The organism is Chthoniobacter flavus Ellin428, assembly GCF_000173075.1.
GTDB classification, from domain to species: Bacteria; Verrucomicrobiota; Verrucomicrobiia; order Chthoniobacterales; family Chthoniobacteraceae; genus Chthoniobacter; species Chthoniobacter flavus.
The window spans coordinates 1-18,023 of sequence record NZ_ABVL01000033.1 but is presented as its reverse complement, the minus strand read 5'-3'; the positions used below and the strand labels follow the sequence as shown (position 1 = coordinate 18,023).

The window sequence follows — 18,023 nt, the reverse complement described above, 5'->3', positions numbered from 1 at the left end:
CGTTCCTCGAAACGCTGAAGGGCAAGTAGGAGAGCGCAATCAGCGGGCGATCGGCAGCCGCTCTGGCTAGTGACCGGAACCCATCCCATCCCACCATTGCACACGCCCATCGAAGATGTGCCCGGGGAAATCTTTGAGGGAGCGGGCGAGAGGTTGATTGGGATCCCGCACCACAAAGTCCGGGTGCCACTCCTGGAAATACGGTACGCTGTGGCGGAAAATGCGCTGACACCGATACGCCGGCCGAAGCCAGGCGAGCTGCATCCACCAGCGCGGCTTGTAGATGCCAGAGCGCATCGCTTTCAGACGCAGACCGTTTTGCTCCAGTGATTCTCCCGGCTGTTTATTCTCCGCGAACCGCCGATCCTCGAGGACGAAGCTGGTTTGTCCGATCGGCAAAAATTGGTTTTTGGCCAGCTGGGCGATCCAAAAGTGCGCCTGCCGGTTTTCGTACCGGCTGTTGATCTGGAATTGGAAATGGGAAACTCCTTCCCTGAGCATTTCCTTGTGCAGTTCTTCTGCGACTGCCCGTATTTCGGGCGCCAGTCCCGGGGGCAATGGCAGCAGGAAAATGGGGAGACTGATCTCACCCGGATAGTGCAAGGAATGCCATGTGGGCCGATCCGGGAAAGAAACCCCGGCTGCCGCACGCACCTCGGCAATCGCCCCGGCGTTCAGACACAATGCATTCACCGTCGGGTGAAAGTACCCCGCCAACTTGTCGAACGCATCACGGAGGGCCATAACAGAATGATCTGTGTTGGCTAAGTATATATGCTTAGATGACGATGGCTGTGAAGCCTTATTATGCAGGTCTGGATGGAGGGGAGAAGCGTGCCCGTTTCGACAAGGCGGTGTGTAAAAAAATCCAACCCCAATGAGTGGTCTGAAAGATCGCACTCGAGGTGCAATTTCGCAGGCCACCGCGTTGGGGTTGGCGTTGATGGTTTGTGCTCTCGGCGGAGATGCGTTTTATCTCCGCGCCGACGGCTCAGAACTGCTTGATGAAGACGTTCTTGAACTGCACCGGGTCGTTGTGACCGGCGAAGCCGAAGAAGCCGCTGGTGCGATCCTTGCCCGGATGTTTGCTATGGGCCATGACGTTGTCCATGTCCACCTTGCTCAGGTCGGTATCGAGGATGACCGTGCCGTTGAGCTCGACCTTGATCGTCGAACCCTTGACGGTCACTTCCTCGAAGTTCCAGTCGCCGATCGGGTGCTGATACCCACGCGCGGCGGCGACCATGCCATAAGCACTGCCGTGCGCCTGGCGCGGGTCGATCGGCTGCGGCTTGCCCACGATCTTCTCCTTATTCACTTCATAGTTGTCGTCCAGCACCTGGCACTCGCACATGCCGTCATAAGCCGTGTTGCCGGTGCCGGGATAGCGAATGGCCAGGCCGTTGTTGCCGCCGGGCGGGAGCTTGAAGTCCACGCGCGCGGCGAAGTCCTTGAGCTCGGTATTCCAATAAGGCGTGCCGCCCTTCTTCTCCTGCCACACCATGGCGCCGTCTTCGACCTTCACCATGTCCATTGGGCCTTTGCCGTTGTTCGCCGTCCAGCCGTCGAGGTCCTTGCCGTTGAAGATCGACTGGAAGCCTTCCTGGCCATGGCTGGCGAGGATCTTGCACGCTTCATCGCTGCCGATCTCGCGGACGAAGAGATTGCGCCAGCGGATCTCGCTGCCGTGGGTCTGGAGTTGGATCGGGCCCCGCGGCAGGATCGGCAGACGCTGATCGAGCGGCTTTTTCTTGTCGAAGTAGTTCTCGAGAATGGCGTGATCGACCACCAGCTTGTCGTTCAGCCAGACTGTCACGCGGCTGCCGACCATGATGATGCGGAAGTGGTTCCACTCGCCGAACGGCTTGTCGGCGAGCACGAGCGGATCCTTGCCCGGTGAACCTTTGTCATTGTTCCAAAGTCCGCCGGAGCCTTTGTCTGCGCCGAGGTTCCACTTGCCTCCCTCCTTCGTGTAATCCCAAATCTGCACCTGCGGCACGCCGCGCAGATAGATCCCGCTGTCGCCGAGCGGTTGCATCTTATAATCCACGAGCAGTTCGATGTCGCCGTAGTCCTTGGTCGTCGAGAGATAGAGGCCCTTGCCGTCATTGACGATCTCATCGCCTTCCACGTGCCAGTGCTTGTTGATCTGCTGGTCGCCCTTGATCGCTGGGCCGCCTTCGACAGATTCCTTGTTGTATTCCGCGCGCTGCTCCGGGGTCATCGCGGCCAACTGGCGCGGATCACTCGTGCTCCAGCCGAACCAATCGGAGAGGTCCTTGCCATTCCACAGCGAGGTGAAACCGGCCGGCGGGGCATCCGCGGCATGGAGAAAGGAAGCGCCGAGCACGAGGGCCGCGGCTGCAACGATGCAGGAGGATAATAATCGAGGGATGATCATTGGGAATTTGGGAACAGAATAGGTGGAAAAAGCCGGTTGGTGGCGGCCAACGCGACGATCATCACAAACGTGGATTCTTAGCAACTCATTTAACGAATCAGACGAAAATCGAAATGGGCCATTCACCCCTCGAGCGGACGCTTCACCCGCATCTCCGGGCCGCCGTCCCGACGCGCAGCGTCCCTGGGAGCGGCGACTTCCCAGTCGCTGACCGACCCAACGCGCGCCGCGCCCATCGTTTTGGGCGACTTCGAGGCAATGTCCTCTACCGCGCCCCGACGGAGCGGGTCGACGGCATCGCGTCTCGTAAAAAGCCACACGAAACCGGCCCGACCCGCGCGGCCTGCGGCAGGCGATGACGGCGAAGGGGAGTCAGTCGGCACAGGATGCCAAGAGAGCACGCTGCCATCATACTCCGACTGCGGCGGCCGACCGACAGACCGCCACTGGCCCGTTTTCGTTTTGTAATCAGAGGGATGTTGGTATTACCTCCGAGGTGCGGTCAGTGAACCTCGAAAGAGATGCCGATATTTTCCATCTCTCCCGGTCGGTCCAATAAGATGTTAGGCTACTAGCCATGCGTGTTCTACTCGCCAGCCTCCTCATCTCGATTCCGCTCGCACATGGCGATACGTGGGTTCCTCCGGTTACACAGATTTACCACTCCCGAGACGCTAGCCTCGTCGTGCGCATCGACCCAGTTCAACGCGACCAGAAGGACGCACGCCCAACCGCCACCATCACCAAATGGTCGCCAAAAGACCGTTCGTATCGCTTCGTCCGGCGAGTGACACTCCGCAACCCGCGCAGCCCAATCATTGCTCTGATCACCAACGACGCTTGCTTCCTCATCACCTTTGATGACTGGTTCGGTGTTGGCACCACCGACAACGCAGTCGTGATTTACGACCTCGATAAGGGTTCGATTCACAATTACCGCATCGACGACTTCCTACCGGAATCCTACCGCGAGAAGTTTCAGCGATCCACCTCCTCACTGACGTGGCGCGGCGAGCCGTTTGTGGACGAGTGGGAGCATACCATCTACGTCCCGCTGCCCGACACGACTCCTGACAGCAAGGGATTTGAGCCACACATCGAGATCGATCCCGCCAAGCACAAGATATGGATTCAGAAGGAAGACAAACCGGAACAATAACGCGGCCTATCCAAGCGCTGCAGCAAACACGCCTCCGCGTCACTGCCTGTGCTTCCGACCACCCCCAACCTTTCCGGCCGCCGGCACAGGCCGCGCCACTCCGGCGTGTCGCTGAGCTTGGGGGCGTCGACATACGTTTTCTGTGAAGACTACGTTCAAGATCGCTTATCGAACGCTTGGAGTCGTCGCCCTCTACTCGTGTGGTTGCATTTCGTTTTTACAATCTCACAGCGGATGGACCGTCGAGGGGCAACCGGTGACAACGATTTCGACGCGGTTTTTCGATACAATCCTGCTTAATCTGTTTTACCCTGCCCTCTGCCTACAAGCCCGCATGGAACCAAATCGCATGTACATCCGCACGGATACCTCCGGTCAAGCCATTCCAACGTATAATCGCTATCCTTTTCAGGCCTTGCCGCTGTAGCAATATGCATTTGCTCTGTATCGAAATGACGCCACCATGCGCTGCAGCGAACACGCCTCCGCGTCACGGCCTGTGCTTCCAACCACCACCACCTTTTCCGCCCGCCGGCATAGGCCGCGCCGCTCCGGCGTGTCGCTGAGCTTGGGGTCGTAGGCGACTTGCCACGTCTTCCGTAAAATGAACGACACACAGCCAGCAGTATGGGTCGTCAGTGGGCTCGGTGCATTGATTCCTCTCGTTCTACTCGGTGGCACGTATATCGCGGCTTGGCGTCGTCTAGCGCGGACTTACCCGGCTTCGCCGGTCGACCGCGAGAATATGTTCTACGGAGTCTCCGGGCACATCGGCGGGACCTATGGCGCTGTGGGGTGTTGCATTCGTGTGGGTCTCAGTTGTGAAGGCTTGCGTATTTCCATGGGGCCGCAGTTTCTCTTACCCGCGATTATGGTTCCTTGGTCGGATATTACTTCCTGCGAGCGCGCCCGCTATTATTTCTCTCCTGTCGGTATCCGTATCGCGATTGCCCGCTGGCCCGAACCGATTCATTTTTGGTCTCGCCTATGGCGCCACGAGGGCCTGCCTCAACAAATTCAAACCCTTTGGCATGAGCACGCTCCAAAAGTCGCCTAACCCGCTCAATAGTATGCCAACACCACTCAAAGATGCCGATGACATACGCCCCGGTGAGTTCTATGAGGACTGCGCATATCACCCATGCCTCTGCACCGGAACCGAGATGGGGTGTGTCGATGGCATTTCCCTTGTCGACGGTTCCTATCCACGCAACTGTGGAGTTCCCCAATGCGGCGTTCGGAAACTCTCCTTTGAGGAGGCAGTTCATTGGCGCCTTCATGGTCCGCCAGACGTGCCGCCCGAGATTGAGTCTCAGATGACTGACTCTCAAAAGTATTGGCTAAAGCCTGCAAATGACAACCGCGCCTAAGCGCTGCAGCGAACACACCTCCGCGTCACGCCCTGTGCTCCCAACCACCGCCGCCTTCCCGCCCACCGGCACACTGCCCGCGCGGACGCGCTTCGACTCACCGCCGGAGGCGCTTTTTGCAGGTCGAGGCGGAAACGCGGTGACAATCCGCGCCGCTCCGGCGTGTCGCTGAGCTTGGGGGCGACTCCAATCTTTGTCTGTGAACGCGAGCATCCACGAGGCCATGTATGGTCGGGCACCGAACATTCGTCCGCGTCCAATCGTCGCCCTGACAACGCTCATTTTCGTCCCGGTTGCTTTTGGCACTTGCACGTTGATAGTGCACAGAGCATCGCAGGAGGACTTTCTCGGCTTTGACATCGTTCGTGCGTTTTGGGCCTCGAACGGCATCGCCAGCGCAGTTGTTTTGGCACTTTCCATTTGGTCTCTTCGTCGCCATGAGCGCCACGTCTGGCTTGGCTACTTGCTTATGCTGGTCGCTTGTGGGTGGCTGCCATTAATCATTTTTCTTGGAAGATGGATCTCTTTCTAGCCCAAGCGTCACCTCCAAGCGCTGCAGCGAACGGGCCGGGAACCCTTTCCTGCGTTCGACCCGCCCACAGGCCCGTCGCTGAGCTTGGAGTCTAGGCCCCTTCGACGCGTTATGAGCAACAGAGCGCCATCTATCTTCGCATACCTTGCGCTGCTTGTATTGTCGCTGCCAGTCCCGCTCCTTCACCACTACCACACTGACCGAGTGATTGAGACCATGCGGCCCGTCATCAAACTCGCCGACGGCCACTGGGCGCCGATGCTAATGCCTGTTGACGTTCTCTTGGTCCGCTGGCTCGGTCAGTTTTCCTGGAGTATTCCATGCGCTCTTGTCGCGCTGCTCACGCTTTCTCTCTCCCGAGAGGTTTTCTCCCGCGCTTCCACGATTTGCGTGACAGCCATTTGCCAGTGCGCTTTTACTACATTCTACGCCTTCTACGCGACCTTGATTCTCGGAGTGCAGTGGCTTGATTGGACACAACAGAGGACTAACCAAGCTCAGCGAACTGCTCCGGGCGTAACGGTAGCTGCTTCCGCCGCCGCCTTTCCTTCCACCATGCAGCTACCGCGCCGCTCTCCACAGTCGCTGAGCTTGGGGGCGTAGGCGACTGCCACGCGTTATGAGCATCGCACCTGAACCGATTCTGCGAGCAGGCATGGACACGGTCGGATGGGCCTGCGTCTTTATCCGCAATCAGACGGTTCGTGATGGCGCACCCATAAAGATGATCAACGATGCGATGGAGGCAGTTCACGCCGTGCCGCAGATGTTGACCAATTGGCGGGCCGATGCGCTCCGAGACATTCGGATTCACCTCGCATGTTTCCCGGCATCGCGCTGGCCCGACGCCCCGGATTTGGTTGCTTTCTTTGAGCGGAGATTGAGAGACTATGGCTATAGTGAGAACGTCGCCTCCTCAGGAACTGGAAATTCGGAGCGTTGATTATGAACAACTTACATCGGCCATGAAAACGGCGAGACGGAACCAGCAACAAGATCAGTTCCTTCCCTCATTGCTCCGCGCGCAGCGTGGTTGGGGTGCTAACCAAGCGCTGCAGGCCAACGACACCGGTTGTCATGGCTCCTTCTTCCGGTTTCCGCCTTTCCTCCAGCCATGCAGGAGCCGCACCAGCCTCCGCCGTGGCTGAGCCTGAGGTCGTTGATGTCATTCACGCTTTATGAGCCGAATCCCGCTTTTTTTCTGCATAGTGGCGCTGCTTGCTTCCTGTGGGTCGTCCAGCAAGCGAATGACCAAACAAGAACTTGCCGGCTTGCTCGGCCCCGATGCCCACACCACTTTGCGTTGGAGCCGGACGGACGGCCCAGACTTCGCCGTTTATTACGGTGAGTCAGCAGCGCCAAGTTCCGGCGGCGTTGGCTTTTACTTGGGCATGGCGCCTTCCTTTCAGCCTACGGCCGACAGCACCACCCATCATGGTCGGCTCGGTGCCTTCGATGTTGTTTGGCACCGAACACGCCGCGAAGATGGTTCCCTCTATCAAGCCGCACTTCTTACTAATCCGGATAAGCCCTCCATTCACGTTTGGGTTTATGGCGCGCGCGAGTCCGACTTGGATGCGCTTATCCGCGAACTTTCGGCGCTCCCACAATTTCGGCACGGTCCCTCCAAGCCACACCAATGACGCCTGACAAAGTGCTGCAGGCGAATTGTCGCCATGTTTCCACCTCGACTTGCAAGAAGAGGCTCCGGCCGTTTGCATCGGCGCATTTGCGCAGGCAGTCCACCTCGACACGCTGTTACAGCAGCCGGCTTTTGGGAGGGACACGTCCGCGCGGGCAATGTTTCGGGCCGTCATGCCTGCTGCTCTCCAAGAAACCCACCGCGCAGCCGTTTCGACAGGCTCCCGTTTCGACAAGCTCCCGTTTCGACAAGCTCAAGGTCCCGAGCCTGTCGAGGGAAAGGTCCCGAGCCTGCCGAGGGAAAGGTCCTGAGTTTATCGAAGGACAGCGAACGGGCCGGGAACTCACTCCTGCGTTCGACGCGCTCACAGGCCCGTCTCCCGCCATGGCGGGATTGGGGGCGTTAGGCGTTGCGACACGCATCCTGTAATGAACATCACTTGGCAGAGCGTCTCCCGCGAGTTCGAGCCGGATGGCTCTCTTCGCGACATCTACGTTTCACCTGCCACATTGCACGACTGGCAGCGCGTTCTCGACTTCGTTCGACAGCATGGCAGCGAGGTCTGCTACAGCCTCGATGGTCAGTCGGCTTCGGTTCCCGTTTCTGTTCGCGAGCCTTTTGCAGTTCGTGAGCATTCGTCACCACTTCTGACCTTTCGCTTCGGCAGCATCCACTTCGCCGCGCACTTTTTCTGCGACAATGAGGTAGAGTTCGACATCGTTCCGAACGACATTCGCAGCGAGAGCGAGTTCAAGTCTTTGTGCGACTTTCTTCAGCGCATCGGCGACCTGCTCTCCAAGTCCGTTTCCCTCACTCCTGAGAACTGTCGCGAGGACGCCTTTCTCAAGTATCATCCCAACTCCCGTGAGTTCCACCACGCGCCTTCTGCACTCAACCGCAACGCCTAACCCGCTGCAGGGGACGGGCCGGGACCTTGCCCCTGCGTTCGACACGTTCACAGGCCCGTCGCTGAGCGTGGGGGCGTTAGGCGATGCTTGCCGCTGATGAAGACGACGCTGATTACGTGCGGAATTCTCACGCTGCTGCTCGTGCTATTCCGCCCTCGTCGAATAATCGACCCGCCACTGCCCCCGTTATCTGAGGATCGACAGTTTCTTGCAGATGAGATCGAGCGTCTCGTCCGCCTCCCCCTTTCCAATCAACAAGAGCTTGAGGCATGGTATCGCGCCTGCAATTTGATCCAGGATCGCATCGAAGCACGTTTCGGAAACGCTGCATCTGTTTTGCCTCATGCCATGTTTCACTATTTTTGGCTCCTCGCTATTTTGAGTGGGAAGATGGCGGCGTTGCGGGTTGGAAGAGGATCAGGGAACCACGGTTCCCCGAACCCCTCCTCTAGGGGGAACAGAGGTCGGCTGGTGAGGAACCGGGAGATTGACGAGGGGCTGGGATTGAGGGGCAATAGGGGGAAATGGATGCCAAGGAACTCTTCACGCTCGCGCTGCAACTGACCCCGGAATGGAAAGTCAGCGACTGCCAATTGGACCAAGAAGCACACCGCTTAACGCTCAAACTGGACTTTGTGGCTGGGAGCAAATTTTGCGCACCTGGAGCGGAGCATCAGTTGCTTTGCCCGGTGCACGACACGGTGGAGAAGAGCTGGCGGCATCTGAATTTTTTCCAATACCAGACCGAATTGGTAGCCCGAGTGCCGCGGGTGAAGACGCCGGAGGGTAAGGTAGTGCAGGTGGAGGTGCCTTGGGCGCGACCTGGCAGTGGGTTTACCTTGATGTTCGAAGCTTGGGCGATGCTGCTGTGCACCCAGATGCCGGTCTTGGAAGTGGGCGCACTTTTGGGCGAAGAGGACACGCGCCTGTGGCGTTTAGTGGCGCACTATGTGGAAGCGGCGCAGGCGCGGCGCAGTTGGACCCAAGTGCGCCGGCTGCTGATCGATGAGACCAGTGCGCGGCGTGGGCATCGCTATGTGACCAATTTCGTGGATGCCGAGACGCGGGAACTGCTCTTCTTGAGCGAGGGCCGGGAGAGCGAGGCGGTGGGAGCTTTTGTCCGCGAACTGGGGGCGCATGGCGCCGTGCCCGAGCAGATCGAGTTGGTGGCCATGGATATGAGCCCGGCCTATCGCAAAGGAGTGCGGCAATATCTACCCAAGGCCCGGATCGTTTTCGATCGTTTTCATCTCATGCAGATGGCCGGCAAAGCACTCGATGACGTGCGCAAGCAACTGCGCCGTGAAGGGGCCGGACTGGCCGGTGAACTTTGGGCGATCCGAGGCAACAGTTGGACGCGCTCGGAGGAACAACTCGCGCACCGCCAGCAACTCTGCACCCAATATCCCAAACTGGGCCGGGCCATGATGTTGCGCGAAACCTTCCAGGACGTGCTGGCCGGCGAAGATGCGGTGGCCCTGCGCTGGTGGGTGACTCGTGCCAGACGATCTCGATTGGTCCCCTTTCGCAAACTGGCCGACAGCGTCATGGAACATTGGGACGGGATCGTGGCTTTCCTGGAAACCCGTGTCACCAACGGCGTGATCGAGGCGATCAACGGTCTGCTCCAACTGGCCAAACGCATGGCTCGCGGCTTTCGTTCTTTCCGCAACTTCCGCCTCATGGCTCTGCTCAAAGCCGGCCGCCTCCAACTTCACCTCCCCTCCCTTTCACCCACTTAAAACAGCGAAGCGGCCTCATTCTTTTATCTGGCGCTTTTTTCCCGAGGATAGAAAGCCACGACGCATTTGCTACCGCATCTTTCAAGAACTCGTTGAGCGCGCCGCGATAGATGCAATTTCGTAACTCTTGAGCATTTAATGGAACCGTGTTGGTGTTTAACCGTTCAAATACGTCGAATTTTATTTCCGGATGCGACTCATTCGAGATTAGAACACAGCGGATTGTATGAGTTTTGATTTGTCGCTGCGCCCTCGGCTCCAGTTGATGAAAGCGCAACCCATTCAACTCTTTCAAGACCTCAAGTCCCGCGATCGCAAACTGGTTATCGAGGAACCGATAAATCGAAAAAAGTCGCTGCTGTCCGTCGATCACGTCGAGTTCAAAATCTTCATTTTGGGAGAGATAACACGGCGGAATCGGGATATTCAGGAGAACCGACTCGATCAAGCGCGAGGCCAGAAGGTTCGGCCATACATATCGTCGTTGGAAGCTCGGACGCTCGGAGAGCGGTCGCAAGAACACTGTTCCGTTGTCAATTTGGTCAATTAGAGCCTCGACAACCAAATCGTAAGGATTTGTGACTAGGCGGCGGTCACGAATTGGAACCTCATCCGGGTCTTGCTCGGCGTCTGCAAGATCGGGGTCGATAAAACTCGGGTCTTCTGTACTCATAAACACGCGGGGCCTCAGATATTCACCACGCATTTAGCAGTCGCGTATGTAGAAGAGAAGAGAAACTCGGCGGGAGGCGAAGGATGGTTCTGAACACCTACTGAAAGGCAACTATTCGATCCTCGTTCCCAGAGTGGGGCTTTGGGAACCCTTCTCAGCGGGGCAAATTCACTGCGAGGGCGGTGGGTCTTTCTCGCGGGAAGAAGGGGCAGGCAACAGCTCTTGGCACATGCGCGATCTGCGCTAGTCGCTTCCGAGCGATTTGCCGCAAAGACCGTCGATGACGCGGCGGAACTCATGCCCATCACGTTCGACAAGTCGGCCAAATGGCGCTTGCCCGCGACGCGGTTGCGTGCGAAGAACTGAACCGCCTCCAGAGGCACGATCCCAGATCGTCATGCCGGCATAGCTCAGTTGGTAGAGCAGCTGATTTGTAATCAGCAGGTCATCGGTTCGAGCCCGATTGCCGGCTCCAGCTTCGAGGGGTTCGACTGAATGATTCGTGGCGCGTTTAGCCTCTGGAACTGAGCGAAAACGCAGTTGTTCCCGCTTCTCGTGAGATCTAAAAGGGCAGCATGGCCTTTCGACTGGATGATCTTGTCATTGCGGGCGTCTTCTACAACACGCGTCCATTCTGCGTGCATGGGCGGCTGCTTTTGCGCGGTGAAGAAACGCCGATTTTGGTGGAGCTCACCGGTATTCCGGCGGAAGACCTGCGCGGCCGGGGTTTCGAGTTTGAAGTGCCGCGGAACGATCGGCCGGCGACGGATGACGATCGTGCGCGCGTCGCGCAGTTTCGCAATCAGCAGATTGGCGCGGTCGGAACCATGACCGCGGCCCTCAAGCGAAAGACGGTTGATGGTTCGACCGATGAGTTGAACCGCCGGTCGGAGCAGGGCGAACCGCCGCCCGTCCGATGGTGCCGCTGCCTCTACCTGGAATGGTTCAGCCAGAATGGCCGGGTGGTCGTGGAACTGGCCGAGCCCAGGATGCGCTTTGTCCATGATCACGAAGCTCCGTCGTCACCGGCGGCGGGCGAGGGGGGAACGGGAAGTGGGGCACCGGAAAGCGTGGCCTCGCCGGAAAGCGAAAGCGAGACGGCGTGGACCGTGGAGGAAATCGACTCATTCGATCTGCCCGACGTAGATGGCGAATTCTCGGAGGAGGCCCCCGAAGAAGAAGGCTATGGATTGGTCCCGGACGATCTGAACCGGGAATTGGAACAGGCGGCGCGGCGTCTCGATCGCGAGATCACCGCTCCCTCCGACGATTTCCCGGAACGGGCCGAGTGGGAGTTGCTCGATGATTTGATCGAGAAGAGCGACGGCACCTTGATTGAGAATTTGCTGCGGGAATTCCGGCTGCCCCCGGCGGATGCGGAACTGACCGATCATGAGGCGGCGCTGGCCCTCCGAACCGCGCTCGCCCACCTCGCCTTGTTTGGCGTGGCCTTCCACATCTGCGAGCATTGCTCGATCCGGGAGGCTTACCGGATTTTTCAGGAAAAGGTCTGTTTGGAAGGTCGCATCTTCCCCGAGATGCGCGGGACTTCGTTCGTCCAACACTACATGACCTCGGACTATTGCGAGCGCTGCCAAAACGAACTCTGAGGTGAACCACGGATTGCACCCCGCCTCTCTCCACTTTTTCTCTGTAGTAATAACCCTAAAAATGTACGCCGCCTGCGTAGTTTTTTTACCGCGAATGGACGCCAATGAACGCGAATAGAGCAGAGAGGTGAAGGCGTTTTCGTATTCGCGTCCATTAGCGTCCGTTAGCGGTTTTTTACTCCACCAGCCCCTCTACAATTCTTCTCTGCGCCTCCGCGGCCTCTGCGTTTAGATATTTTCTGGTAGACCGCTATCGTCCAAAAGCCCGCGGCGGCCATTTTCGCGGGCTTGCCCAAAGCGCGGTTTCGGATTTAACTCCCCAACCCCTTCCTTCCCCCAGAAGCCATGAAGCGCATCCCCTTTCTGATTGCCTCGTCCGGTCTTTTCCTGGCCACGGGTGTCTTCAGTTGGGGCGCGGTGCCGGCGATTCAGACGGCGGCTCCAGCCGTTGCCGCCCCGAATTTTCAATCGTCGGTCAAGCCATTGGTCGAAGGCCATTGCCTGGATTGTCACGACGAGACGACCCATAAAGCCGGCCTGCGGCTCGACAATCTCCCCGCCGATTTTCGGACGGAGAAGAGTGCGGCCACCTGGACGCATGTCTTCGACAAGCTCATCGCCGGTGAGATGCCGCCGAAGAAAGAGAAGCGTCCGCCGCAGCCGTTGCTGACGGGCGCGGAGCAATTTCTCTACCTGCAGCTCCGCGCGGCCTCGCTGGATCATCAGGTGAAGCAGGGGCGCGTGGCGGTGCGGCGGCTGAATGCCACCGAATTTGAAAACACCGTGCGCGATCTCGTCGGCACGCCGGTGGCGCTCAAGGACATGCTCCCGGAGGACAATACCACCGCGGGATTCGACAACGTCAGCGCCGGGCTCGATCTATCAGCGACCCATTTCCTCCGTTACCAGGAAGCCGCGACGAAAGCGGTGCTCTCGGCCATTCCGGTGAGCCCGCCGATTCCGTTCAGCGAGCAGCACAGCGGGCGTGAGATCTCGGAGAAAGGCTCGAACTTCAAGCAGACCCTCACCAAGAGCTGCAAACTCGATGGCGACGCGCTGGTCATCTACAGCACGCTGCCGCGCTACGGCCTGTGCGCTACGCCGTCGGTGCCGACCGCCGGCCGCTACAAGATCACGATGTCCGCCGGCGCGGTGGGCGCGGAAGGAAAACCGATTCCCGTGGGTTACATGACCGTCGAGTCGAGCGGTCGCGAATCGCCGGTGCTCAAGGAGGTCCACGAAATCCCCGCTGGTCCGCCGAAGGTCATCGAATTCGAGATCGATCTCGCGCGCCGTCAGCAGTTCGTGGTGAACCTGCTCACCACCTGGGACATCCGCCGTTTCAAGAAACCGATCGAGGAATACACCGGCCCCGGCCTGCGCGTGGACTGGCTGAAAATCGAAGGTCCGCTCGATGCCTTTCCGCCAGCGAGCTACAACCAGCTCTTCGCCGGCGTCCCGCTCAAGGCGCATTCCGTGGTGAAAGCGGAGATGGCCCACACGCGGCTGCCAAACGTGGACAATCGGCGCGCCGACAGTTGGTATGCCGATCCGCTGGAACCCGATTCCGAGCATCCCAAGGAAGACGCCGAGCGCCTCATCCGCAGCTTCCTGCCGCGGGCTTTCCGGCGGCCGGTGAGCGCGGACGTGCAGAAGCATTACGCCGACAAGGTCCACGCCAAGCTGGACGACAAGGCCTCGTTCCTCGACGCGATGCTCTACGGCTACAAGCTCATCCTCTCGTCGCCCGATTTCCTTTTCCTCACCGATGATCCGCTCTCCGGCGCCACCGCCCAGGGCGACCTGACGACCCCGCGGCTCGACGATTACCAACTCGCCGAGCGGCTCTCCTATTTCCTCTGGTCGACGATGCCCGATGACGAGCTGCTCGCCGTGGCGCGCACCGGCCAGTTGCACCAGCCCACGGTGCTCTACGCCCAGGTGGAGCGCATGCTCAACTCGCCGCGCGCGCACGCCTTCACGAAGAATTTCGCCGGCCAATGGCTCGACTTGCGGAAGATCGATTTCACGATTCCCGATCCGGTCCTCTACAGCGACTTCGATCAATTGCTCCTCTGGTCCATGCCGCGCGAGACGGAGTCGTTCTTCGAGGAAGTGCTGCGCAAAAACCTCAGCCTGCTCAGCTTCGTCGATTCGAACTGGGCGATGCTCAATGAACGCCTCGCCTTGCTCTACGGCGTCCCGGGAGTGCAGGGAAACGACTTCCGCAAAGTCACCCTGCCACCGGGCAGCCATCGGGGCGGCGTCATGACCCAGGCGAGCATTTTGAAAGTGACCGCCGACGGCACGCGCACCTCGCCCGTGCTGCGCGGCAAATGGGTGCTCGACCGCATTCTCGGCCAGCCACCCACGCCACCGCCACCGGATATCCCGGCCATCGAGCCGGACATCCGCGGGGCCACGACCATTCGCGAGCAGCTCGACAAGCATCGCCACACACCCGCCTGCGCCACCTGCCACACGCACATCGACCCGCCCGGATTCGCGCTGGAAAACTTTGATCCCATCGGCAACTGGCGCACTTCCTATCGGGTCACCGAGCGGACCAAGGCCGGGGTCGTCGAACTCCCGCGCAATACCGGCCGCCAGGCCTATTACGGCCCGGCGGTGGAGCAGGGGGGCCAGACTGCCGAAGGCAAGCCCTTCAAGGACATCGACGATTACAAAAAGATCCTGCTGGAGAATAAAGATCAGCTGGCCCGCAGCCTGACCCAGAAGCTGCTCATCTACGCGACCGGGGCCGATATCCAGTTTGCCGACCGCGAAGTCGTCGAGCAGATCATCACTCGCATCCGGCCCCGGAATTACGGTTTTCGAGATCTTGTCCATGAAATCGTCGTCAGCCGGATCTTCCTAGATAAGTAACGCACACTAACCGCCGTCTTAATCGTAATCTTAATCTTACTCTTAATCCCCCGTCCGTTTGGCGGAGCAGATTAGGATTAGGATTAAGATTAAGATTAAGAAACTGCAGCCAGCCACCTAACCCTCCTATGCCGACTCCCCGCATCGATCGCCGCACTTTCCTCCGCGCATCCGGTGTCCTCATCGGTCTGCCGTTTCTCGAAGCCATGATGCCCGCCCGGGGCGCCGGAACCAACCAGGACCCGGCCCGGCTGGTCCTCGTCGGCCAGCCGCTCGGCATGTACGGCCCGAACTTTTTTCCGACCAAGCCCGGACGCGATTACGAGCCGAGCCGCTACATGAAGCTGCTCCAGGCGCATCGCGACCGCTTCACCGTCTTCTCCGGCATGTCGCATCGCTACGCCACCGGGCACTTCGCGGAAGTCGGCATCTTCACCGGCGTCGCTCCGGAAATGATCCGCGACAAGGACATCAAGAACGGCATCTCGCTCGACCAGGAAGTGGCCTCGCACATCGGCAACGAGACGCGCTTTTCTTCGCTGATCATCGGCGGCGGCGACGTCGCCTGGAACCGGCGCGGCGTGCGCATCCCCTCCGAGCAGCGCGCCACCCGGGTCTTTCGCCAGCTCTTCATCGCCGGCACGCCGGACGAGGAAGCGCGGGAATTGCAGCGGGTGAAAGATGGCCAGAGCATCCTCGACGATGTCGGCGACCAGATCAAAGCGCTCAACCGCAAGGTCGGCACCGGCGATCGCGAACGGCTCGATCTTTTCCTCACCGCCGTGCGCGAAGCGGAGCAATCGCTGCAGCAGGACGAGCACTGGAGCAAGACGCCCAAGCCGAAAGTGGACTTCCAAACGCCGACCAGCGATTTCGGCGGCCCGCAGTTGGTCGAGCGTTCGCGGCAATGGTACAACATCGTCCATCTCGCCTTGCAGACCGATTCCACGCGCGTGATTTCGCTCTGGCTCGGCACCCAGGAGCGGCCCGATATCGAGGGCGTCACCCTCGGCCACCACGACGCCTCGCATCACGGGCAGGATCCCGCGAAGCTCGAGCAACTGGCCTTGATCGAGGAAGAGGAGATCAAGTTGTTCGCGGAGTTCCTCGACAAAATGAAGGCCTCGAAGGAAGGCAGCAACACCCTCCTCGACCGCACCGCGGTCCTCTACACGAGCAACCTCGGCAACTCCTCGTCGCACGATAACAACAACCTGCCCATCGTGCTTGCCGGCGGCACCTTCAAGCACCAGGGCCACCTCGCCTACGACCCGAAAAACAACACGCTCCTTTCGAACCTCTATGTGCGGATGCTCCAGCACATGAACGTCGACGCCAAGTCGTTCGGTGCGAGTAACGGGATCATCAGCGGAGGTTTAGTGATCGAGAAATACATGGGCCTCGAGCCGTACAAGTGAGCCTAAAAGCGGGACTGGGAATGGCCGCAAAAAGGCCCAAGAGGCACAAAAAGAGAATGCTCCCCTAGGTAAGCGGGTGGTGCTCATCGACACCCTGCGGGTGACATTGCCGTGTTTTGCAAGGACCCTGCTTTTGTGCTTTTTGTGCCTCTTTGTGGCCATTCATTCCCTGATTTTAGGCTGAGTCGTGCGGACCGCTCCGCAAATCACGGCGATGTCGCTCGCCAATCGCGTGGTATCCTTTAGAAAAAGGCACCGCGCTTGTGACCTCCCCTCCTTCTCTCGTCATTTTCGATAACGACGGCGTCCTCGTGGATAGCGAGGAACTCTCGACGCAGATGCTGGTGGACGCGGCGCGCGAGTATGGTCCGCTGGCTATGGAGCTCTCCGAGGCGATGCGGTTGTTCCGCGGGCGCAAGATGGCGGAATGCGTGGCCGTTCTCTCCGAACGTCTCGGCCACCCCTTGCCGGAGGATTTCACTCCCAATTTCCGGGCGCGCCAGGCGGAGGCATTCCGACACCGCCTGAAACCGATTCCCGGAATCCACGAGGTGCTTTGGGAGATCCGCATGCCGGTCTGCGTCGCCTCGAATGGGCCGCGCGAAAAAATCGCGCTGGCTTTGTCGGTCACCGGGTTGCTCCCCTTTTTCGAAGGCCGCATTTTCAGCTCTTACGAGCTGGGGACCTGGAAGCCGGATCCTGGGCTGTATCTCCACGCGGCCGCGGAGATGGGAGTGGCGCCGGCGGATTGTGTGGTGGTGGAAGACAGCGTGTTAGGTGTCCGCGCGGGAATCGCCGCCGGGATGCGCGTGTTAGCTTACATCGCCGCGGGCGACGCGGAGGAATTTCATGTGCCGGGAGTGACTCGCTTTGAGCGCATGTCGGAGTTGCCCGCGCTTTTGCGGTGAGAGGCGGAAGCGGGGGTGGGCGCGGTATTGCTCGAGAGGAAAATGAGTGCGGCTCTCGAAAACCATTTTCGGATACAGAAAGCGCGCTGGAGGGCGCCGCCTCGGCTAACCATTACCCACATCTTTTTTGAAGGTCCCGCGGAGAGAAGAAGGGCCTGCGAATCACGCAAATCACGCGAATAAAATCCTCCTCATTCGCGTTATCTGCGTGATTCGCGGGCCCCATCCGCAGTCTTTTTGAGATGTGGGTAATGCTTAGCCCAAGTTCGACAGTCGTTAGGGATAAAAAGCTTTTTCCGTGAGGGGATGTTGGGTTGGCTTCTGGAGAGGCGGTTGGTTGTCAGGGATTGGATGTTGTAGTGGAGACCGCCGCCTTGCTGGAGCAGAGAGGAAAGGGGCAAGCTGGGGCATGTTTTTGCGGCGCAATCGCAGACAGAAGAACGGTCAACAATACGAGTATTGGACTTTGGTGGAGAGTCACCGCACGGAGCGCGGGCCGCGGCAGCGGGTGGTGGCGACGCTAGGCAAACTGCCCGGACTCGACGAAGAGGAACGGGCCGGCTGGGAGGAGATAGCGCGTTTACTGGATGGGGATGGGGCGCCTGCGGAGCCCACGCCGCCGGGAGATCTTTTTGGATCGCCGGCCGCGCCACCGTCCCTACCGCCGCCGCAGTGGGCGCAGGTGGATCTTTCTCGCGTGCGCGTGGAACGGTTGCGGCAGTTTGGCCAGGTCTATTTAGCCTTGGCGCTTTGGCGGCGCTTGGGATGCACGAT

General features: G+C 59.4%; 13 protein-coding genes, 1 tRNA gene and 1 pseudogene. 12 read left to right on the top strand and 3 right to left on the bottom strand.

Features of this window, described 5'->3' with window-relative positions; genetic code table 11:
• Window positions 1-66 precede the first annotated feature (66 nt).
• Together CFE428DRAFT_RS29385 and CFE428DRAFT_RS29380 are read right to left on the bottom strand one after the other, a co-directional pair.
• A complete protein-coding gene (locus CFE428DRAFT_RS29385; RefSeq protein ID WP_006983358.1) occupies window positions 67-744 on the bottom strand; it encodes a hypothetical protein in 678 nt (225 codons plus the stop codon).
• Between the two features lie 247 nt (window positions 745-991).
• Entirely contained in the window at window positions 992-2,401 is a 1,410-nt protein-coding gene (locus tag CFE428DRAFT_RS29380) for a 3-keto-disaccharide hydrolase (protein WP_006983356.1), read from the bottom strand.
• Between the two features lie 577 nt (window positions 2,402-2,978).
• Between CFE428DRAFT_RS29380 and CFE428DRAFT_RS29370 the strand changes: the two genes are divergently transcribed.
• The 6 genes from CFE428DRAFT_RS29370 to CFE428DRAFT_RS29330 all read left to right on the top strand — a co-directional run bounded on the left by CFE428DRAFT_RS29370 (window position 2,979) and on the right by CFE428DRAFT_RS29330 (window position 9,754).
• Window positions 2,979-3,560 carry a hypothetical protein gene (locus tag CFE428DRAFT_RS29370; RefSeq protein WP_006983354.1) on the top strand — a complete coding sequence of 194 codons (582 nt, stop codon included), beginning with the start codon at window positions 2,979-2,981 and terminating at the stop codon, window positions 3,558-3,560.
• 1,569 nt (window positions 3,561-5,129) lie between these two features.
• On the top strand, window positions 5,130-5,462 hold the full coding sequence (locus CFE428DRAFT_RS29360; RefSeq protein ID WP_042726062.1) for a hypothetical protein: 333 nt from the start codon (window positions 5,130-5,132) through the stop codon (window positions 5,460-5,462).
• Window positions 5,463-6,081: 619 nt separating this feature from the next.
• Window positions 6,082-6,405 carry a hypothetical protein gene (locus tag CFE428DRAFT_RS29350; RefSeq protein ID WP_131990118.1) on the top strand — a complete coding sequence of 108 codons (324 nt, stop codon included), beginning with the start codon at window positions 6,082-6,084 and terminating at the stop codon, window positions 6,403-6,405.
• A gap of 235 nt (window positions 6,406-6,640) precedes the next feature.
• Complete coding sequence (locus CFE428DRAFT_RS29345; protein ID WP_131990119.1) at window positions 6,641-7,105, top strand: hypothetical protein; 465 nt, start codon at window positions 6,641-6,643, stop codon at window positions 7,103-7,105.
• Window positions 7,106-7,532: 427 nt separating this feature from the next.
• Window positions 7,533-8,012 (top strand): hypothetical protein, encoded by a 480-nt coding sequence (locus CFE428DRAFT_RS29335; RefSeq protein ID WP_006983350.1) that lies wholly within the window; start codon window positions 7,533-7,535, stop codon window positions 8,010-8,012.
• A 524-nt stretch (window positions 8,013-8,536) separates the two neighbouring features.
• Window positions 8,537-9,754 (top strand): ISL3 family transposase, encoded by a 1,218-nt coding sequence (locus CFE428DRAFT_RS29330; RefSeq protein WP_006983348.1) that lies wholly within the window; start codon window positions 8,537-8,539, stop codon window positions 9,752-9,754.
• Here CFE428DRAFT_RS29330 and CFE428DRAFT_RS36390 read toward each other — a convergent pair.
• Window positions 9,705-10,427: a DUF262 domain-containing protein gene (locus CFE428DRAFT_RS36390; protein WP_157447680.1), complete on the bottom strand. Its 723-nt coding sequence runs from the start codon at window positions 10,425-10,427 to the stop codon at window positions 9,705-9,707. The genes CFE428DRAFT_RS29330 and CFE428DRAFT_RS36390 overlap by 50 nt on opposite strands.
• Window positions 10,428-10,826: 399 nt before the next feature.
• On the opposite strand from CFE428DRAFT_RS36390, the gene CFE428DRAFT_RS29320 reads away from it, so the two are divergent.
• From CFE428DRAFT_RS29320 to CFE428DRAFT_RS40130, 6 genes and pseudogenes are all read left to right on the top strand, one after another.
• Window positions 10,827-10,902, top strand: a tRNA-Thr gene (locus tag CFE428DRAFT_RS29320).
• A 100-nt stretch (window positions 10,903-11,002) separates the two neighbouring features.
• A complete protein-coding gene (locus CFE428DRAFT_RS29315; RefSeq protein WP_006983346.1) occupies window positions 11,003-12,037 on the top strand; it encodes a hypothetical protein in 1,035 nt (344 codons plus the stop codon).
• 345 nt (window positions 12,038-12,382) lie between these two features.
• Complete coding sequence (locus CFE428DRAFT_RS29310; RefSeq protein WP_006983345.1) at window positions 12,383-14,923, top strand: DUF1592 domain-containing protein; 2,541 nt, start codon at window positions 12,383-12,385, stop codon at window positions 14,921-14,923.
• A gap of 128 nt (window positions 14,924-15,051) precedes the next feature.
• Window positions 15,052-16,341, top strand: a complete 1,290-nt coding sequence (locus CFE428DRAFT_RS29305) for a DUF1552 domain-containing protein (RefSeq protein WP_006983344.1) — start codon at window positions 15,052-15,054, stop codon at window positions 16,339-16,341.
• Window positions 16,342-16,604: 263 nt separating this feature from the next.
• The gene (locus CFE428DRAFT_RS29300) at window positions 16,605-17,249 is read left to right on the top strand and encodes an HAD-IA family hydrolase (protein ID WP_006983343.1); all 645 of its coding nucleotides are present in this window, start codon (window positions 16,605-16,607) and stop codon (window positions 17,247-17,249) included.
• Window positions 17,250-17,658: 409 nt separating this feature from the next.
• Window positions 17,659-18,023, top strand: a pseudogene (locus CFE428DRAFT_RS40130) (hypothetical protein); the annotation flags it as partial.